Raw genomic sequence first — 16313 nt, 5'->3', positions numbered from 1 at the left:
CCAGTTTCCTGGGACCCTGTCCTTGGTCAGGTCAGTGCCCTGATGATCGCAGCAATAGCCAAAAGGCAGGCAGCTACGTTCACATTTAAGGTCACTGACACGTTGCACCGAAAGGAGGACTTCATGGTCCTGATCCCTCGGATGGCAGCGCGCCGCCTATCCGGTAAGGGAAAAGCGGAATGGCCCGTTCACAACGAATACCCGTCGTTAGAACGATTATCGGTCCGCCCTTTACGTTCTAGACCGTATCGGGCGTCACTCGTTGATCACCGCGCAAACTCGAGGCTCCCCGTTGCCGGGACTTGAGCGCTACGGACGAGGTTTTACTGTGCTCCATCCCAGTTTCCTCCGGGCGAGTTGGGAGGTATCCAGCGATCAAACCGGGCTCCCCAGCAACGTGATAGTCGCCGATTCTCTCTGTCCGCCGCAAGAACTTTAAGAGAACAAAAAGCTTCCTCCTCCTCTTGGTGACTCCCATGACCTTCCGCACCCTCGACACCGCCGACCTCGCCGGCAAGCGCGCCCTGGTCCGGGTGGACTTCAATGTCCCCGTCGATGGCGGCAAGATCACCGACGACACCCGCCTGCGCGCGGCCCTGCCGACCATCGCCTACCTGTCCAAGCAGGGCGCCAAGGTGGTGCTGCTGGCCCACTTCGACCGCCCCAAGGGCAAGGTCGTGCCGGAGATGAGCCTGGCCTTCGTGGCCGAGCCGCTGAGCAAGCTGCTGGAGCAGCCGGTCGCCTTCGCCGACGACTGCGTCGGCCCGGCCGCCGCCGAAGTGATCAACGGCCTGGAGAACGGCGGCGTCGCCCTGCTGGAGAACGTCCGCTTCCACGCCGGTGAAGAAAAGAACGACGCCGCGTTCGCGGCCGCCCTGGCCGCCAACGGCGACCTCTATGTCAACGACGCCTTCAGCGCCGCCCACCGCGCCCACGCCTCGACCGAAGGCCTGGCCAAGCTGCTGCCGGCCTATCCGGGCCTGTCGATGCAGCGCGAGCTGGAAGCGCTGGACGCCGCGCTCGGCAATCCGAAGAAGCCGGTGATCGGCATCGTCGGCGGCTCCAAGGTCTCGACCAAGCTGGACCTGCTCAACAACCTGGTCGCCAAGCTGGACCGTCTGGCGATCGGCGGCGGCATGGCCAACACCTTCCTGTTCGCCCAGGGTCACGATGTCGGCGGCTCGCTCTGCGAAAAGGACCTGGCCGACACCGCCCGCGAGATCATCGAAAAAGCCAAGGCCGCCGGCTGCGAGCTGCTGCTGCCGGTCGACGTCGTCGTGGCCAAGAAGGTCGCTCCCGGTGTTGAGACCGCTGTCCGCGCGCTGAGCGAAGTCCTAGCCGACGACCTGATCCTGGACGCCGGCCCCGAGAGCGCCAAGCGCCTGCTGGCCGCCATGGACCAGAGCCTGACCCTGATCTGGAATGGTCCGCTTGGCGTTTTCGAAGTCCCTCCGTTCGACGAAGCGACCGTTTCGGCGGCGAAACATGCCGCTTTCCTGGCGAAATCGGGTAAGATCGTGGCAGTCGCGGGGGGCGGTGATACTGTCTCCGCGTTGAACCACGCGGGCGTGTCGGCCGATTTCACCTTCGTCTCGACCGCCGGCGGCGCGTTCCTCGAATGGATGGAAGGCAAGACGCTTCCAGGCGTCGCCGCCTTGAATAATTGACCGACTTCGTTGGCGCGGATCGTGCAGATCCGCGTTCAACCTTGATAGAACAGGCCCGGGCAGAGAACGCACAAGCGTCACGGCCCCAAAAACAAGAAACGACTTAAGCCTCACTTCACGCTTGCAGGAGAGAAATACGTGGCTCGCATTACGTTGCGACAGTTGCTGGACCATGCCGCCGAGCATGAGTATGGGCTTCCCGCCTTCAACATCAACAACATGGAACAGGGCCTGGCGATCATGGAGGCGGCCGAGGCCGTCAACTCGCCGGTCATCATCCAGGCGTCGCGCGGTGCGCGGAACTACGCCAACGACATCATGTTGGCCAAGATGATCGACGCTCTGGTCGACATCTATCCCCATATCCCGGTGTGCATGCACCAGGACCACGGCAACGGCCCGGCGACCTGCGCCACGGCGATCCAGTACGGCTTCACCTCGGTGATGATGGACGGCTCGCTGATGGAAGACGCCAAGACCCCCGCCACCTACGAGTACAATGTCGAGGTCACCCGCAAGGTGGTCCAGATGGCCCACAGCTGCGGCGTCTCGGTCGAAGGCGAGCTGGGCGTGCTGGGTTCGCTGGAAACCGGCATGGGCGAGGCCGAGGACGGCCACGGCTTCGAGGGCAAGCTCAGCCACGACGAGTTGCTGACCGATCCCGACCAGGCGGTCGACTTCGTCCAAGCCACCGGCGTCGACGCCCTGGCCATCGCCATGGGCACCAGCCACGGCGCCTACAAGTTCACGCGCAAGCCGGACGGTGACGTCCTGGCCATGAACGTGATCGAGGAAATCCATCGCCGCCTGCCCAACACCCACCTGGTGATGCACGGCTCGTCCAGCGTTCCGCAGGACCTGCAGGACATCATCAACCAGTACGGTGGCGAGATGCCCCAGACCTGGGGCGTGCCGGTGGAAGAGATCCAGCGCGGCATCAAGCATGGCGTGCGCAAGGTCAATGTCGACACCGACAACCGGATGGCCATCACCGGCGCCATCCGTAAGATCCTGGCCGAGAAGCCGCACGAGTTCGACCCGCGCGCCTATCTCAAGCCCGCCAAGGAAGCCATGCGCAAGGTCTGTCAGGCGCGCTTCACCGAGTTCGGCTCGGCCGGCTGGGCTGACAAGATCAAGCCGCTGTCGACCGCCGTCATGGCCAAGCGCTACGTCAAGGGCGAGCTGGACGCCAAGTTCGGCGCCGGCGCGGCCAAGGCCGCCGCCGAGTAAGGCTTACGAACCATCGAAGAAGCGAGGGGCCTTCCGGAGCGATCCGGGAGGCCTTTTCTATTCGGCCGCGACCAGGCGGCGGCGGGTCAGCAGCGTGATCGCCACCGCCCCGACGCCGCCGCTGACCAGCATGGCCAGGGTGAACCAGACGCCGACGAAGGCGTAGGTCTCTTGCCCGCAATGCAGGCCGTCGATGGTTCCGGCGACACCGCCGCAAAAGAGACCGCAGGCGAAACCGGTGGCGGCTGGCCGCTCCAGGTCGACGCGGCGCAGGCCGGCCACGGCCAGGGCCAGCATTGGCGCGGCGATGACCAGGATGTCGCCCAGGCAGATGGCGCCGTTCGGCCAGTAGAGCGACGCCAGCGCGGATGAGGCCATGCCCGAGGCCTGGGCGGCGGCGGCGATCAGCATGGCGCAGGCGCCCGCTCCGGCCAGCGCCAGGGCCATGGCTCCGCCCGGTCTCGCGCGCGCCAGCCAGGTGGCGGCGACCAGAGCGCAGCCGGCGGCGCCGGCCGGATAGGCGGCCGCGATCCAGAAGAAGGGATGCGCCGCCGCGACCGGCAGATCCGGCCGCAGACCCAGCCACAGCAGGATCATCAGGACGCCCGCAAGGGCGCCGGCGGCGGCGATCTCGGCCAATCGCCAGGGCAGGGTCGCAGCCGACCAGATGGGCGCGCCGCCTCCCGCGCCACTCGCGGGAACGAGGGTTTCGTCGATCGTCACGCGCCTCTCCCCACAGAGAGCGGTTGCAGAAACGCTTATCGCGTCTCATTCGCGAAAAGCGTCCGGCACTTCAGTGGCGGAACGATGGTTTGTCAACCGACCGGAAGGCGACGGAACAAAGTTTGATCGACGGCGGCGCTGTCGCTGGAGGAGCGCCTACCAGCGTAGGGCCCAGCGCCCGATCAGCGCGCCCAGGGCCGCGGTCAGCAGGACGCCCAGGCTGTACCACAGCGCCACGAAGGTGAAGGTGTGCTCGGGGCAGTGCAGGCCATAGACCGTGGCCGCCACCCCGCCGGAGAACAGTCCCGTGGCGAATCCGGCCAGGGTCGGACGGGTCGGGGCCATGCCCCGCACGGTCCAGAGACCCAGGGCCAGCATCGGCAGCGACAAGGCCAGGATGTTGGGGCTGCAGCGGGTCCAGGAATGACCGCGCAGCATCCCCAGGGCCATCTGGATGTCGGGGCTCATCATCGCCTGGATCACGCCCACGAGCGCGAAAAGCCCCAGCACCACGCCGCCCAGGATCCAACCGCGCCGGCCAGAGCCGCCCGGCCGCGCCAGGCGCTCGATCGCCAGATAACCGGCGACGCCCAGCGCGCCCGTGTAGAGCGCCTTCATCCAGAACATGCCGCCGCGCATCGCCGGCATCAGGTCGGGACGGGTGTGCAGCCAGGCCAGCACCAGGATCAGCGCCGCCAGGGCGCCCAGGCCCGCGACCAGGGCCAGGCGGCGCGGCGGCGCGGGCCGAGCCTCGCCGGCGTCCGAGGCCAGGGCGTCGATCAGATCATCCGTCCGCACGGCGCATCCTTTCGGCCAGGGCCTTCAGCGCCCGGTGCAGGGCGACCTTGGCCGCGCCTTCGGAAATGCCTGCCCGGGCGCCCGCCTCCGCGAGGGAAAGGCCGGTCAGCTTGACGTCGGACACCAGGATCCGCTGCTTTTCCGGCAGGCTGGCCAAGGCGCGGTCCAGCTCGATGCCGACGCCCGGATCGGGCTCGTCGGCGGCCAGGAATTCGATGTGGTCCTCGATCGGCAGGGTCTGGCGGATCTTCCGTCGCCGCCAGTGGTCGATCAGCTTGTAGCGCGCCACCGCGTGGGCCCAGGCGGTGAACGACTGGGCGCTGTCCCAGGTCGACCGCTTGAGATGCACCGCCAGCAGCGTCTCCTGCACGAGATCCTCCACATCGCCAGGCGCGCCGGACATCCGTCGCGCGAAATAGGCGCGAAGCCGGATACCGAGAACGGCCAGACACTCGCGATAGGCGGCGGCGTCGCCATCCATCCCGCGCAGCATCAGCGCCTTCAAACGGGTTTCAGTATCCGTCACGCCAGCCCCTATTCGCGTGCGAGGGCCGGATGGTTACACGCTGTCGCGCCGCGCCGGAACCGCCTGGCGCCACGTGGCCGAAATTTTGTTCGCCGACCAATTTTGTTTGGAGCGGGTGTAACCTTCGCCCCGGAACCTTCGTATCCCCCATCGACCGGGCGGCGACAGGCCGCTCGGCGAGAGAAACGCTTCAAAGGAGCCCCCCATGAACCGCACCGCCACCACCGCCGCCCTCGCCGCCGTCCTCGCCCTCAGCGCCGGCATCTCGATGGCCGCCGCCGACGAACACAAGGCCAAGGGCGACACCGAAAAGTGCTACGGCGTCGCCAAGGCCGGCGAGAACGACTGCAAGGCGGGTGCGGGCACCTCGTGCGCCGGCACCTCGAAGGCCGACTACCAGGGCGACGCCTGGAAGATGGTCAAGAAGGGCACGTGCGTCACGATCAAGACGCCGACCGGCATGGGCTCGCTGACGCCGAAGGCCTAACGGCCGCCGCGGTCACTTGCCCCCTCCGCGCTTCGCGCTCCTCCCCCAGAGGGGGAAGAAGGGGCGCGTGTCTTCTTCCCCCTCCGGGGGAGGAGGGCCGCAGGCCCGGAGGGGGCGAGTAGGCCACCGCAAGGACTCCCCCATGAGCACCGCCGGCCTCGGCCTGAAGCCCCAGCACTATGACGACGCGTTGGCCAGCGACGCGGCCGGGCTGTGGTTCGAGGTCCATCCCGAGAACTACATGTCGGCCGGCGGATCGCGCTTGGCGGCGCTGGAGAAGGTCCGCGGACGCCGCCCCGTCTCACTGCACGGGGTGGGCCTGTCCCTGGCCGCCGACGCCGATCCGGACCGCGAGCACCTGGCCGCCCTCAAGCGCCTGGTCGACCGGTTCGAGCCGTTCGTGGTCTCCGAGCACTTGGCCTGGTCCACCCATCGCGGCGCGCACCAGCCCGATCTGCTGCCTTTCCCCCGCACCCAGGCCGCCCTGACCCGCATCGCCGCCAATATCGGCCGGATGCAGGACGCGCTGGGCCGCACCGTGCTGATCGAGAACCCGTCGCTGTACCTGCCGCTGACCGGCCACGACCTGGACGAGGTCGAGTTCCTGAAGGCCCTGGTCGGGCGAACCGGCTGCGGCCTGCTGGTCGACGTCAACAACGTCTTCGTCAGCGCCAGCAACCTGGGCTATGCGCCCGAGGCCTATCTGGACGCCATCCCAGCCGAGGCGGTTGGCGAGATCCACCTGGCTGGCCACGGCGCCGATGAAGGTGGTTCGGATCTTTTGATCGACACCCACGGCGCGCCGATCGCCGAACCGGTCTGGGCCCTCTACCGGCGGCTGATCCACCGCATCGGCCCACGTCCAACGCTCATTGAGCGGGATGACGACATTCCCGCCTTCGCGGTCCTGATGGCCGAGCGCGACCGCGCCGCCGGCGAGCTCGCCGCGCTGGAAACAGCCGATGCCTGAGCTGCTGGACTTCCAAGACGCCTTCGTCGCCGCCCTGGCCGGCGCGCCCTTGGCCCTGTCCCCGTGGCTGGCGCCGGGGGAGGGCGAGGCGGGCCTGGCCGTCTATCGCAACACGATCGCCAAGGGCTGCATCGACGCCCTGGCGGCCAATTTTCCGACCGTGCTGTCGATGGTCGGCGAAGACTGGTTCCGCGCCGCCGCCGCCCTGTTCGCCCGCGAGGTCCCGCCGGCCAGCGCCGCCTTGCTGGACTATGGCGAGGACTTCCCCACCTGGCTGGACCGCTTCCCGCCGGCCCTGGACCTGCCGTACCTGGCCGGGATCGCCCATCTGGACCGGCTGTGGACCGAGACTCTGTTCGCGGGCGAGGCCCCAGCCCTGACGGCCGAAGCGCTGTCGGCCCGGGCGCCGGAAGTCCTGGCGACGATGCGCCTGGCTCTGCATCCCAGCGTCCGCTTCGCCGCGTTCGAGGCCGGCCTGCCCAGCCTGTGGGTCGCCGCGCGCGACGGCGCCGAGGAGCTCGATCTCTCCGAGACGCCCGAGGCCCTGCTGCTGGTCCGCCGCGGCAGCGCGGTCCGAAGTCGGGTCGTCGGCGCCGCCGAGACCGAATTCCTGCGCGCCTGCCGCGCGGGCCAAACCTGCGCCGAGGCCGCCGAGCGCGCGGCCATGGCCGATCCCGATGTACCGCTTGCCCCCCTGTTCGCCGCCCTGATCGCCGACGGCGTGTTCGGCGGCTTCACCCTGGAAACCGACCGATGACCGCCAATACCTTGTCCTTGAGGGCGCCCCTCGACCTCTTCGCCCAGACCGCCCGCAAGCTGCTGACCGAAGACGTCCTGGCCCTCGTCACCCGCTTCGGCGTCGCCGCCATCTTCTTCCAGTCCGGCCGCACCAAGGTCGACGGGATCCTGCACATCACTGACGGGACCTATTCGCTGTTCGAGAGCGAGTACCACGTGCCCCTGCTGCCGCCGGCCGTGGCGGCCCACGCGGCGACCTATTCAGAGCACCTGTTCTCGATCCTGCTGGTGCTGGGCCTGTTCACGCGCCTGTCGGCCCTGGCTTTCCTGGGCATGACGGCGGTGATCGAGATCTTCGTCTATCCCGACGCCTGGCCGACCCACCTGTCGTGGGCGGGGCTGCTGCTGTTCCTGATCGCCCGCGGCGGCGGCAGGTTCAGCCTGGATCACCTGTTGCGGCTGCCCTGAGGTCGACAACGGCCGCCCGCGCGCGGTCAATCAGACCTCGCGGAGGGAGAGGCCGATGGCTCGGTTCTACTGGTTCCTGTGCCTGCCGGGCCTGATCCTGCCCTATGGCGCCTTCTTACCGTGGGTCGTGGACCACGGGCTCGCGCCGCGCCTGTTCGTGGCCGAACTGTTCTCGACCCGGATCGGCGCCTTCTTCGGCTGGGACGTCGTCGTCTCGGCCGTCGTGCTGCTGGGTTTCGCCGCCGTCGAGTCGCGCCGGCTAGGCCGCCATGTGCTGTGGCTGACCGCCGCCGCGACCCTGGTGGTCGGCGTCTCTCTAGGCTTGCCGCTGCTGCTGGCCCTGCGTGAGCGAACGCGCCCTGCGTCGGCTCAATGAATCGTCGGCATGCGCGGGATCGGCCGGCGCCACAGCTGGGCCGTCAGGGCGTTGGCCAGCCCTAGCCAGCCGAGGTCCGGAGCCGTGCCGCCGCCGACCTTGCGGGCCTCCAGGGCGTAAGCCGCCGAGGCCGCCAGCGAGGCCGTCGCCGCGCCCAGCTGGCCGCCGACCCGGCGGGCGCCCAGACCCAGCCACAGGGCGTTGAAGCCCTGCACCAGGCTCCAGATCGTCAGGGCCCGGGTGCGGGCGGGACTGGCCGGCGCGTTCCAGGTGCGCAGGCCCGACAGGGTCATGGCGATGAACAGCGGCGGCAGCAGCAGGCTGGTCAGCGGCTTGGGCTGATGGGCCACCGGCTCGTGCATCTCGGCGAATTCGACGGCGTACATCTCGTCGTCCAGCACGCGCTCGTGCCGACGGCCCATCATCATGGCCGCCACGATCGCGCCGCCGGCCAAGGCCGCGCCGACGGCGATCTGGGCCACGGGGTGATGCCCCTCCCGCCGATCGAGCTGGAACGCTTCGCGGCCGGCCAGGGCGCGCTCGCGCGACTTTCCGTTGGCGATATGCATGGCGGGACTCCCTCGTGAACTCGCAAGGTCAAACAGCCCAGCTGAACCTTGGTTCCAGCTTCAGCAGGGCCTGCGACCCATGATGGCGCAGACTGTCGGCGACGCCACGCGAAATCGCCTCAAACGATGCGCCTAGCCGTCTAAGCGGCTTGGTAACGGGCGGGGACCGGGCCAGCATGGCGGCGTGACCGTCGCCATCCGCTCCGCCCTACACGCCGAGATCGAAGCCGTTCGAGAGATCGAACGCGCCTCGGCCCAGCGTTTCGTCGGGCTGATGGACGCCATAGCGGCCGACGAGCCCTCGCCCGCCGCTCTGCTCGCCCAGCGATTGGACGACGGCGGCCTGCTGGTTGCGACCGTCGACGGCGTCCTGGCCGCCTTCGTGATGTTCCGCCCGCTGGAAGATCACGTCTATGTCGAGCAGATCGACGTTCTGCCGGCCTTCGCGGGCCGACGGCTGGGCGCGGCCCTGCTGGACGCTGTCTCCGAGCGCGCGCGGACCCTGGGCCTGGCCGGCCTGGCGCTGTCGACGTTCCGTGACGTGCCATGGAACGCGCCCTATTACCGGCGGCTGGGCTTCGTCGCGCTCAAGACGCTGACGCCGGGCCTGCTGGCCATTCGCGCCGAGCACCTGGCTCGGGGCCTCGACGAGGACCGACGGCTGTTCATGGCGCGCACCTCCAGAGACTAGTGGGTGCGGCAAGTTGGCGCACCATCCACGAGGAGTCGCGGTTTTTCCTTCCCTCGTAAGGCCCGACATTCGCAAGAGGTGTTCGGCCGAGAGCCTTCGCCTTAAAGTTTTCTTCAGCCGAAGCGCGGACTCTTTGTCGCAAGGGAATCGGGGGGATCGCCCAATGCGCTTGCGACTCGCGGGTGCGATGAATGTGTTCGGGGGCGCGCTCGCGATCGGCTTGATCGTGTTGATCGCCGCCTCGTGGAATGCCATCGCCACCGTCCGCATCGGCGGACCGCTCTACACCAAGATCGTGGCCGGCAAGGATCTGACGGCCGACATCCTGCCTCCGCCGCTCTATGTGATCGAGGCCTATCTCGACGCCCAGACCGCCTATCGCCTGCGCACCCCGGCCGAGACCGACAGCGCCGATAAGGAGCTGCGTCGCCTGAAATCCGAATACGAGGCTCGCGCCACCTATTGGCGAGCCTATGACTTCGATCCTCGCGTCAAGACCGTGCTGCTGGGCGCTTCGGACGCCGGCGCCCAGAAAGCTTGGGCTGCTTCGGACCGATTGATCCAGGCGTTGCGCGCCAATGACGGGCCTGGGGCCGACGCCGCCTTCGCGGAGATGACGGACGGCTATCGCGCCCACCGCAAGGCGATCGACGAGATCGTGCCGATGATCGCCGCCGACAACGCCGCCGTCGAGGCCGACGCGCGCCACCGCCAGATCGTGCTGGTCAGCATCATGGCCGGCTTGTGTGCTCTGCTGGGCGCGATCATCGTCGGCGGCGTCTGGAAGATGCGCCGGTCGATCGTCAATCCAATCCAGTCGATCACCGGCTACATGCGCGACCTGGCGGCCGGGGACTACGAGAAGCCCGTGCCGTTCGCGGGCCGGACCGACGAGCTGGGCGACATGGCCAAGGCTATCGAGGTGTTCCGCCAGAACGTCCTCGAGCGCCGCGCGATGCGCGAGGGACAGGAAGCCGCCCAGGCTCGTGACGAAGCCGAGCGGGCCGCGTCCGAGGCCGAGCGCCGCCATGGCGAGCAGGACCGGCGCGTGGCCATGGAGGCCCTGGGCCAGGGGCTGGACCGTCTGGCGTCCGGCGACGCCGCCTTCCGTCTGCCTAACGCCTTCGCGTCAGAATACGAGGCGCTGCGGACCGATTTCAACGCCACGGCCGAGAAGCTCAGCCGCACCCTTCACGACATCCAGGACGCCTCGAACGGGGTGGGGGCCGGCGCGGTCGAGATCGCCCAGGCGACCGACGACCTGTCGCGCCGCACCGAACAGCAGGCCGCCAGCCTGGAACAGACCGCCGCCGCCCTCGACGAGATCGTCGCCACGGTCCGCCAGGCCGCCGAGGGCGCCCAACGCGCCAACGGCATGGTCTGCGAGGCGCGCCGCGAGGCTCAGTCGACCGAGCGGGCCGTCGAGGACGCCGTCCGCGCCGTGGGCGAGATCGAGACGGCCTCGGCCCAGATCGGCAAGATCACCGGGGTGATCGACGAGATCGCCTTCCAGACCAACCTGCTGGCCCTGAACGCCGGGGTGGAAGCCGCCCGCGCGGGCGACGCCGGCAAGGGCTTCGCGGTCGTGGCCCAGGAGGTGCGGGCCTTGGCCCAGCGCTCGGCCGACGCCGCCAAGGAGATCAAGGGCCTGGTCGGCGCCGCCTCGGCCAAGGTCAGCGAGGGCGTTGGCCTGGTCGGTCAGACGGGCGTGGCTCTGGGCAGCATCATCACCCGGGTCGGCGAGATCTCGACCCTGGTCGGCGAGATCGCCACGGCGGCGCAGGAACAGGCCACCGGCCTTGGCCAGATCAACACCGCCGTCAATCAGATGGACCAGATGACCCAGCAGAACGCGGCCATGGTCGAGCAAACCACCGCCGCGGCCCACGCGCTGAAGAGCGAGGCCGGACGGCTGTCGGACCTGGTGGGCCAGTTCGACCTCGGCGCCGACACGGGTCGCCGGGCGGCTTGAACGAGGCTGGGGGTCGCGATYCTCCAGTTCCAGAGCCGAAGCTTCCGGATGAACAGGCTTCATAGCTTCAACGCTTAAGGCTCCATGCGCTGGACCGAGCGGGTTTGTCCGCTGGTGAGACCGCACTTCGGCGACGGCTTGCCGACGATCGCACTGACAAGCGATGCGAGACTCGCGCCGGCGCGCGCGGGGCGGCCATCTGCGCGGCGACAGGCGCTTGGCGCGCGGTGCGCTTCATCTCGAAAATTTGGCCTGACCACTTCTGGTAACTGGAACTTAGGTTCCAACTCTCGATCGAGTGCGAATTTTCGTGCCAGTCAAAAAGTGGAAATAAACTGTTTTAATACAATATGTTATGAAGCGTATTTCAAACTAGAAAAATATTTCATTCCCAAAAAGGCGTTTGTATGAGAAATGAAGGTGGGCTGGCCGGCGGGGAAAACGCGGAGAGGTCAGGCCAATAAGGGCCACCGATAAGACGGCCCAGCGCATGAGGAGGGTTATCGTGAGCTTCAAGAATCGCCCGGGCGGCGCCTTCAGGGCCGTGCTTTTATCCGCCACCGTCATGGCAGGGCTGCCGAGCCTCGCTGCCGCGCAGGCGGCCGCCGCCAATCCGACCGACACGCTCGAGGCGGTCGTGGTCACCGGCTTCAAGCAGAGCTACGCCAACGCGGTTCGCGCCAAGAAGACCGCCGTCGAAATCACCGACGGCATTTCGTCGGACGGCCTGGGCCGCTTTCCGGACCTGAACGTCGGTGAGGCGCTGCAGCGCATCCCGGGCGTGCAGATCAACCGCGAGGCCGAGGGCCGCGACGCCACCATCAACCTGCGCGGCATGCCGGGCGAATACGCTCGCACCACGCTGAACGGCCAGTCGTTCGCCGGCCCGGCGCTGCTGCGCGACAACCAGGGCTCGCCGCTGGGCGCGTTCAATTCCGACATCTTCTCGGCCTTCGTGATCGCCAAGTCGCCGATGGCCAACACTGTGTCCGGCGGCCTCTCGGGCAATGTCGACATGCAGATCGCCCCGGCGCTGTCGCGCAAGGACGGCGGCTTCATGAAGGTGTCGTACGAGCACAACACCCTAGGGGACCTGAACGCCCCGGCCGCCACCGTCGGCTACAACAAGCATCTGTCGGACACCCTCGCTGTGTTCGGGACGATCGCTTACAAGAAGGAAAACTTCCGCCGCGATACGGTCCGCCTCAACAACTACGACTATCTGACCTCGGCGATGACGGGCCTGACGCCCACCCAGTTCAACGCGGCTTACGGCCAATACTTTTCGCCGACCGCCTGCCCCACCAGCGCGACCTCGTACTGCCGCTCGCTGGGCCAGGCCCTGGGCCTCTCGCCGACCGCGGCGGCGGCCTATGTGACCAGCAACACCGGCGCGACCGGCAAGAACGGCGTCTGGGCCAACAGCGCCATCCGCCAGTACACCCGCATGAACGTCGGTAAGGTCTGGTCGGGTTCGGGCGGCCTCGAGTGGAAGCCGAACGACAACACCAAGGTCGGCCTGGTCGGGTTCTTCACCGACCGTAACCTGCCCGACACGACCCAGTACTTCCTGATCAACTACGTCGCCCCGGCCTCGACCCCGGGCGCGGGCACGGTGATCACCCCGACCGGCACGCCGATCAAGACCAATGACGACCGCTATCTCTACGAGAGCTATTCGTTCGACAACATGAACGCGCTGTCCTCGACGCGGCTATATTCACAGCGTCAAAAGTCGAACGGCGTCATTGGCAATGTCGACTGGAGCAACGACGAGTGGCGCCTGGCCGCCGTCTTGAGCCTGTCGTCGGGCTCCAACGCGTCGGTCGAGACCTCGGTCGACGTTGTCACCCCAACCCGCGCGGGCGGCAACGGCATTACCGGCTCGATCTCCACCGGCCTGGACGATATCGGCGGCTATTCCTACGTCACGCGTCCCAACCCGCAGAACTCGCTCGGTGCGGCGGGCACGACCTGGACCTGGGGCGGACCCAATGACCCCGTCTCGTACTACAACAACGGCACGTCGGCCAACAGCACGGCCCGCATCGGGATCGAAGGCTCGCAAAGCTACGCCAAGAATGAACTGAACAGCGCCGCCTTCGACGCCGAGCGTTTCGTCAAGTTCGGCCCGATCAAGAGCCTGCAGGCCGGCGTGCGCCTGGAGCGCGAGAAGTACGTCTCCACCGGTTATCGTGTCTTCGGCTACGGCGCCCAAGTGTCCAAGATCACGCCGGACATGTTGACGACCGCTCCGTTCGTAAAGGACTTCATGGGCGGTATCGCCGGCGACTACAGCCACAATTGGCAAACGCTGAAGATTCGAGATTTCCTGAACGCCGTCCAACCCGTTGCGGTGTATCCGGGCGGTGGCTTGTCGCCGACCGGCCTGAATATCCAGTACACGGACGGATCCTACTACGACAAGAACTTCACCAACGAGAACGAGATCAATCAGTTCTACATCCAGGCGAAGTACGACACCGAGATCTTCGGTCACGGCGTGCGCGGTAATTTTGGCGGCCGCTACGAAGACACCAAGAACACCATCACCACCTTGGACCGAAAAAGGCCGCCGACCGACTCGATCGGCTCGCCAAACGACTTCGTGACGGACCAGTACAAGAACAAGTACCACTACTTCCTGCCGTCGGCGATCTTCGTGGCCGACGTCACCGATGACCTGATCCTGCGCGGCGCCTACTACAAGACCTATGTTCGCCCGCACCCGCGCCAGTATTCGCCCGCCACCAAGATCAATCCCGGCCAGATTCTGAACAACGGACTGAGTTCGGGCTCGGTCAGCGTCTATGACGTCTCGGTGCAGATCGGGAACAACAAGCTGCGGCCCTATCTGGCCGAGTCGTTCGATCTGTCGCTGGAATGGTACAACCGCCCCAACGGCCTGATCTCGCTGGCCTATTTCCACAAGAACATCACCGGCCGCGTGGCCACGACCACCGATCCGTCGATCATCTGCCCGTCGGACGGCTCGACCTGGGGCTTCGGGGCCCTGTCGTGGGATGGCACCTACTGCAACGCCACCACCCTGGGCAGCGCCGCCAAGACGGTGCACGTCAACGCCAGCGGCGCCTATAACCTCGACAAGCCGACCACCGTCGAGGGCGTCGAGTTCAACATCCAGCAGAACTTGGACTTCCTGCCGGGCTTCTGGAAGAACTTCGGCGGCAGCTTCAACTACGCCTATACGACGTCCAAGAGCCCGTCGATCGCCCCGTTCCCGGGCATCTCCAAGCACAACATCAACGTCATCGGCTACTACGAGACGCCGAAGTACGGGTTGCGCGCCGTCTACAACTACCGCTCCGACTATCCGCTGAACGCCAATGGCACCTATACCGGCAGCGCCCGCTCGGTGCGGGCGCGTGGCCAGCTGGACCTCTCGGCATCCTACAACGTCAACGACAACGTCACCCTGTCGCTGGACGCCTACAACCTGACGAACTCGGCTCGCTTCGAATACGAAAACGACCACCGGGTGTCGCGTTGGGTCGACTACGATGGCCGCACCTTCACAGCGACGGCGCGCGCCACCTTCTAACCTTCACTCCCCGTGAAGCCACTGGGCTGGTCCCCGCCATTGGGGGCCAGCCTCTTTCTTCCAAGCGGAATAGCGTGCCGGCGACGCAGGACCTAGGCAGCGACGTGGGCTCTTGGCGCGGAGGTTCGCAGCAACAGCGGCGGGCGACCGGGTTCCCGCGAGCCGCCACCCGGATCAGCGCCATCATCGAGATGGGCTGACAACAGAGCGCCGCGCCCTCACGCGCGACGCCACTCCTCCTCCTTGCCCGTCGCGCAGGCCTGACATCCGCGCGGCGGGCGATCTTTTCTCTACCGGCCGGGGAGGGGACCGACCGGATCCGCCGGCGGAGGCTGATCAGCGCTCCGCCCTGGATCTCGACACTACGCTGGCAGTTCGCCGACCGCCGACTGCAGGTAGTTCTGCTCGCCCAGCGACTTCACCAGGCCCAGCTGCATCTCCAGGAAGTCGATGTGCTCCTCGGTGTCGCTGAGGATCTCACGCAGCAGTTCGCGGCTGACATAGTCGCGGGCCTGTTCGCACTGGATGATGCCGGGGATCAGGGTCTCGCGGCCGCCCAGCTCGACCTGCAGGTCGCTGGCCAGGCATTCGGGCACGGTCTCGCCGATCTTCAGCTTGTGCAGGTCCTGCAGGTTCGGCAGCCCCTCCAGGAACAGGATGCGGTTGATCAGCTTGTCGGCGTGTTTCATCTCGCCGATCGACTCGTCGTAGGTGATCTTGCCGAGGCGCTTGAAGCCCCAGTTGTCGTACATCCGCGCGTGCAGGAAGTACTGGTTGACCGCCGTCAGCTCGTTGGTGAGCACCGCGTTGAGCAGTCGGATGATGCTGGGATCGCCCTGCATGGCGGCCTCCTTGGTTCGACCTGGGGGATTCGTTGTCGGGGCGAACCTGGGCCAAGCCCGGACAGGCTTCAACCTCAATGTGTGCGAGTGTTTCGCGGTCTCACGGAAAAGCGTGAGAGTGCTTCGCGATCGCTGAAAACGCTGGGTTTTTGGCCGTTACTCGGCCGCGAACTTGAGCGCTTCGCGGTTTTCCTGGATCATCTGGCGCATCTCGCAGACGCACTTGGCGCACTGCGCCTGGCAGCCCTTGTGACGGAAGATATCGGCCGGCCGAGCGGCGCCAGCGTCGATGGCGGCGCGCACTTCGCGCTCGCGGATGCCGTTACAGTTGCAGACGTACAAGGAAGGAACGCCCTACCCGATTGAGTGTCATTCTCATCTAGCCGGTCGCGCGGCTCTTTGCAACTGACTCTCACTCTGGTTCGCAGCGGCATGGAGTCGCGCCTCCTCCGGTTTTGGCTTAGAAGCCGCCCCCATGACGCTCCCCTGCCGCCTCTACCTGATCACCCCGCCCGCCCTGGACGACCTCGCCGGCTTCGGGCGCCAGCTGGCCCAGGCGCTGGACGGCGGCGACGTGGCCGCCTTGCAGATCCGCCTGAAGGACGCTCCCGACGACGTCGTGGCCGCCGCCGTGGCCGCCCTGGCGCCGATCGCCCAGGCCCGCGACGTGGCGCTGATCCTCAATGATCCTCAA

At 67.1% G+C, this 16313-nt stretch carries 17 protein-coding genes; 11 read left to right on the top strand and 6 right to left on the bottom strand.

The window, feature by feature from the left end:
- The first annotated feature begins 476 nt into the window (after nt 1–476).
- Both AC1DSO_RS13040 and fba read left to right on the top strand, forming a co-directional pair.
- Nucleotides 477–1667, top strand: a complete 1191-nt coding sequence (locus tag AC1DSO_RS13040) for a phosphoglycerate kinase (protein ID WP_477069222.1) — start codon at nt 477–479, stop codon at nt 1665–1667.
- Between the two features lie 138 nt (nt 1668–1805).
- Nucleotides 1806–2897: a class II fructose-bisphosphate aldolase gene (gene fba, locus AC1DSO_RS13035; RefSeq protein ID WP_477069221.1), complete on the top strand. Its 1092-nt coding sequence runs from the start codon at nt 1806–1808 to the stop codon at nt 2895–2897.
- 57 nt (nt 2898–2954) lie between these two features.
- Here fba and AC1DSO_RS13030 read toward each other — a convergent pair whose 3' ends face one another.
- The 3 genes from AC1DSO_RS13030 to AC1DSO_RS13020 all read right to left on the bottom strand — a co-directional run bounded on the left by AC1DSO_RS13030 (nt 2955) and on the right by AC1DSO_RS13020 (nt 4944).
- On the bottom strand, nt 2955–3620 hold the full coding sequence (locus AC1DSO_RS13030) for an NrsF family protein (protein ID WP_477069220.1): 666 nt from the start codon (nt 3618–3620) through the stop codon (nt 2955–2957).
- 156 nt (nt 3621–3776) lie between these two features.
- Entirely contained in the window at nt 3777–4418 is a 642-nt protein-coding gene (nrsF, locus tag AC1DSO_RS13025; protein WP_477069219.1) for an anti-sigma-F factor NrsF, read from the bottom strand.
- On the bottom strand, nt 4405–4944 hold the full coding sequence (locus tag AC1DSO_RS13020; protein WP_477069218.1) for a sigma-70 family RNA polymerase sigma factor: 540 nt from the start codon (nt 4942–4944) through the stop codon (nt 4405–4407). The genes nrsF and AC1DSO_RS13020 overlap by 14 nt, the downstream gene beginning before the upstream one ends.
- A 205-nt stretch (nt 4945–5149) precedes the next feature.
- Between AC1DSO_RS13020 and AC1DSO_RS13015 the strand changes: the two genes are divergently transcribed.
- From AC1DSO_RS13015 to AC1DSO_RS12995, 5 genes are all read left to right on the top strand, one after another.
- Nucleotides 5150–5431, top strand: coding sequence for a BufA1 family periplasmic bufferin-type metallophore (locus AC1DSO_RS13015; RefSeq protein WP_477069217.1), 282 nt, complete (start codon nt 5150–5152; stop codon nt 5429–5431).
- 142 nt (nt 5432–5573) lie between these two features.
- The gene (gene bufB, locus AC1DSO_RS13010) at nt 5574–6401 is read left to right on the top strand and encodes an MNIO family bufferin maturase (protein WP_477069216.1); all 828 of its coding nucleotides are present in this window, start codon (nt 5574–5576) and stop codon (nt 6399–6401) included.
- Entirely contained in the window at nt 6394–7158 is a 765-nt protein-coding gene (locus AC1DSO_RS13005) for an HvfC/BufC family peptide modification chaperone (RefSeq protein ID WP_477069215.1), read from the top strand. The genes bufB and AC1DSO_RS13005 overlap by 8 nt, the downstream gene beginning before the upstream one ends.
- Nucleotides 7155–7607, top strand: a complete 453-nt coding sequence (locus tag AC1DSO_RS13000; RefSeq protein WP_477069214.1) for a DoxX family protein — start codon at nt 7155–7157, stop codon at nt 7605–7607. The genes AC1DSO_RS13005 and AC1DSO_RS13000 overlap by 4 nt, the downstream gene beginning before the upstream one ends.
- Nucleotides 7608–7662: 55 nt before the next feature.
- Entirely contained in the window at nt 7663–7983 is a 321-nt protein-coding gene (locus AC1DSO_RS12995) for a DUF2834 domain-containing protein (RefSeq protein ID WP_477069213.1), read from the top strand.
- Here the strand turns inward: AC1DSO_RS12995 and AC1DSO_RS12990 are convergent.
- Nucleotides 7977–8552, bottom strand: coding sequence for a tryptophan-rich sensory protein (locus tag AC1DSO_RS12990; protein WP_477069212.1), 576 nt, complete (start codon nt 8550–8552; stop codon nt 7977–7979). The genes AC1DSO_RS12995 and AC1DSO_RS12990 overlap by 7 nt on opposite strands.
- A 184-nt stretch (nt 8553–8736) precedes the next feature.
- Here AC1DSO_RS12990 and AC1DSO_RS12985 point away from each other — a divergent pair, with 184 nt between their 5' ends.
- The 3 genes from AC1DSO_RS12985 (at nt 8737) to AC1DSO_RS12975 (ending at nt 14777) form a co-directional block, all read left to right on the top strand.
- Entirely contained in the window at nt 8737–9243 is a 507-nt protein-coding gene (locus tag AC1DSO_RS12985; RefSeq protein ID WP_477069211.1) for a GNAT family N-acetyltransferase, read from the top strand.
- Between the two features lie 163 nt (nt 9244–9406).
- Nucleotides 9407–11215: a methyl-accepting chemotaxis protein gene (locus AC1DSO_RS12980; RefSeq protein ID WP_477069210.1), complete on the top strand. Its 1809-nt coding sequence runs from the start codon at nt 9407–9409 to the stop codon at nt 11213–11215.
- Nucleotides 11216–11780: 565 nt separating this feature from the next.
- Nucleotides 11781–14777 carry a TonB-dependent receptor gene (locus tag AC1DSO_RS12975; RefSeq protein WP_477069255.1) on the top strand — a complete coding sequence of 999 codons (2997 nt, stop codon included), beginning with the start codon at nt 11781–11783 and terminating at the stop codon, nt 14775–14777.
- 362 nt (nt 14778–15139) lie between these two features.
- Here the strand turns inward: AC1DSO_RS12975 and bfr are convergent, their stop codons facing one another.
- Together bfr and AC1DSO_RS12965 are read right to left on the bottom strand one after the other, a co-directional pair.
- The gene (gene bfr, locus AC1DSO_RS12970; protein ID WP_047403647.1) at nt 15140–15619 is read right to left on the bottom strand and encodes a bacterioferritin; all 480 of its coding nucleotides are present in this window, start codon (nt 15617–15619) and stop codon (nt 15140–15142) included.
- Between the two features lie 156 nt (nt 15620–15775).
- On the bottom strand, nt 15776–15961 hold the full coding sequence (locus tag AC1DSO_RS12965; protein ID WP_047403649.1) for a (2Fe-2S)-binding protein: 186 nt from the start codon (nt 15959–15961) through the stop codon (nt 15776–15778).
- Between the two features lie 133 nt (nt 15962–16094).
- Here AC1DSO_RS12965 and AC1DSO_RS12960 point away from each other — a divergent pair.
- The coding region (locus tag AC1DSO_RS12960) for a thiamine phosphate synthase (protein WP_477069209.1) at nt 16095–16313 on the top strand (219 nt) is incomplete at its 3' end.

This window comes from Caulobacter sp. P4_E5, from assembly GCF_056401555.1.
This window is presented reverse-complemented; position numbering and strand designations above follow the sequence as displayed.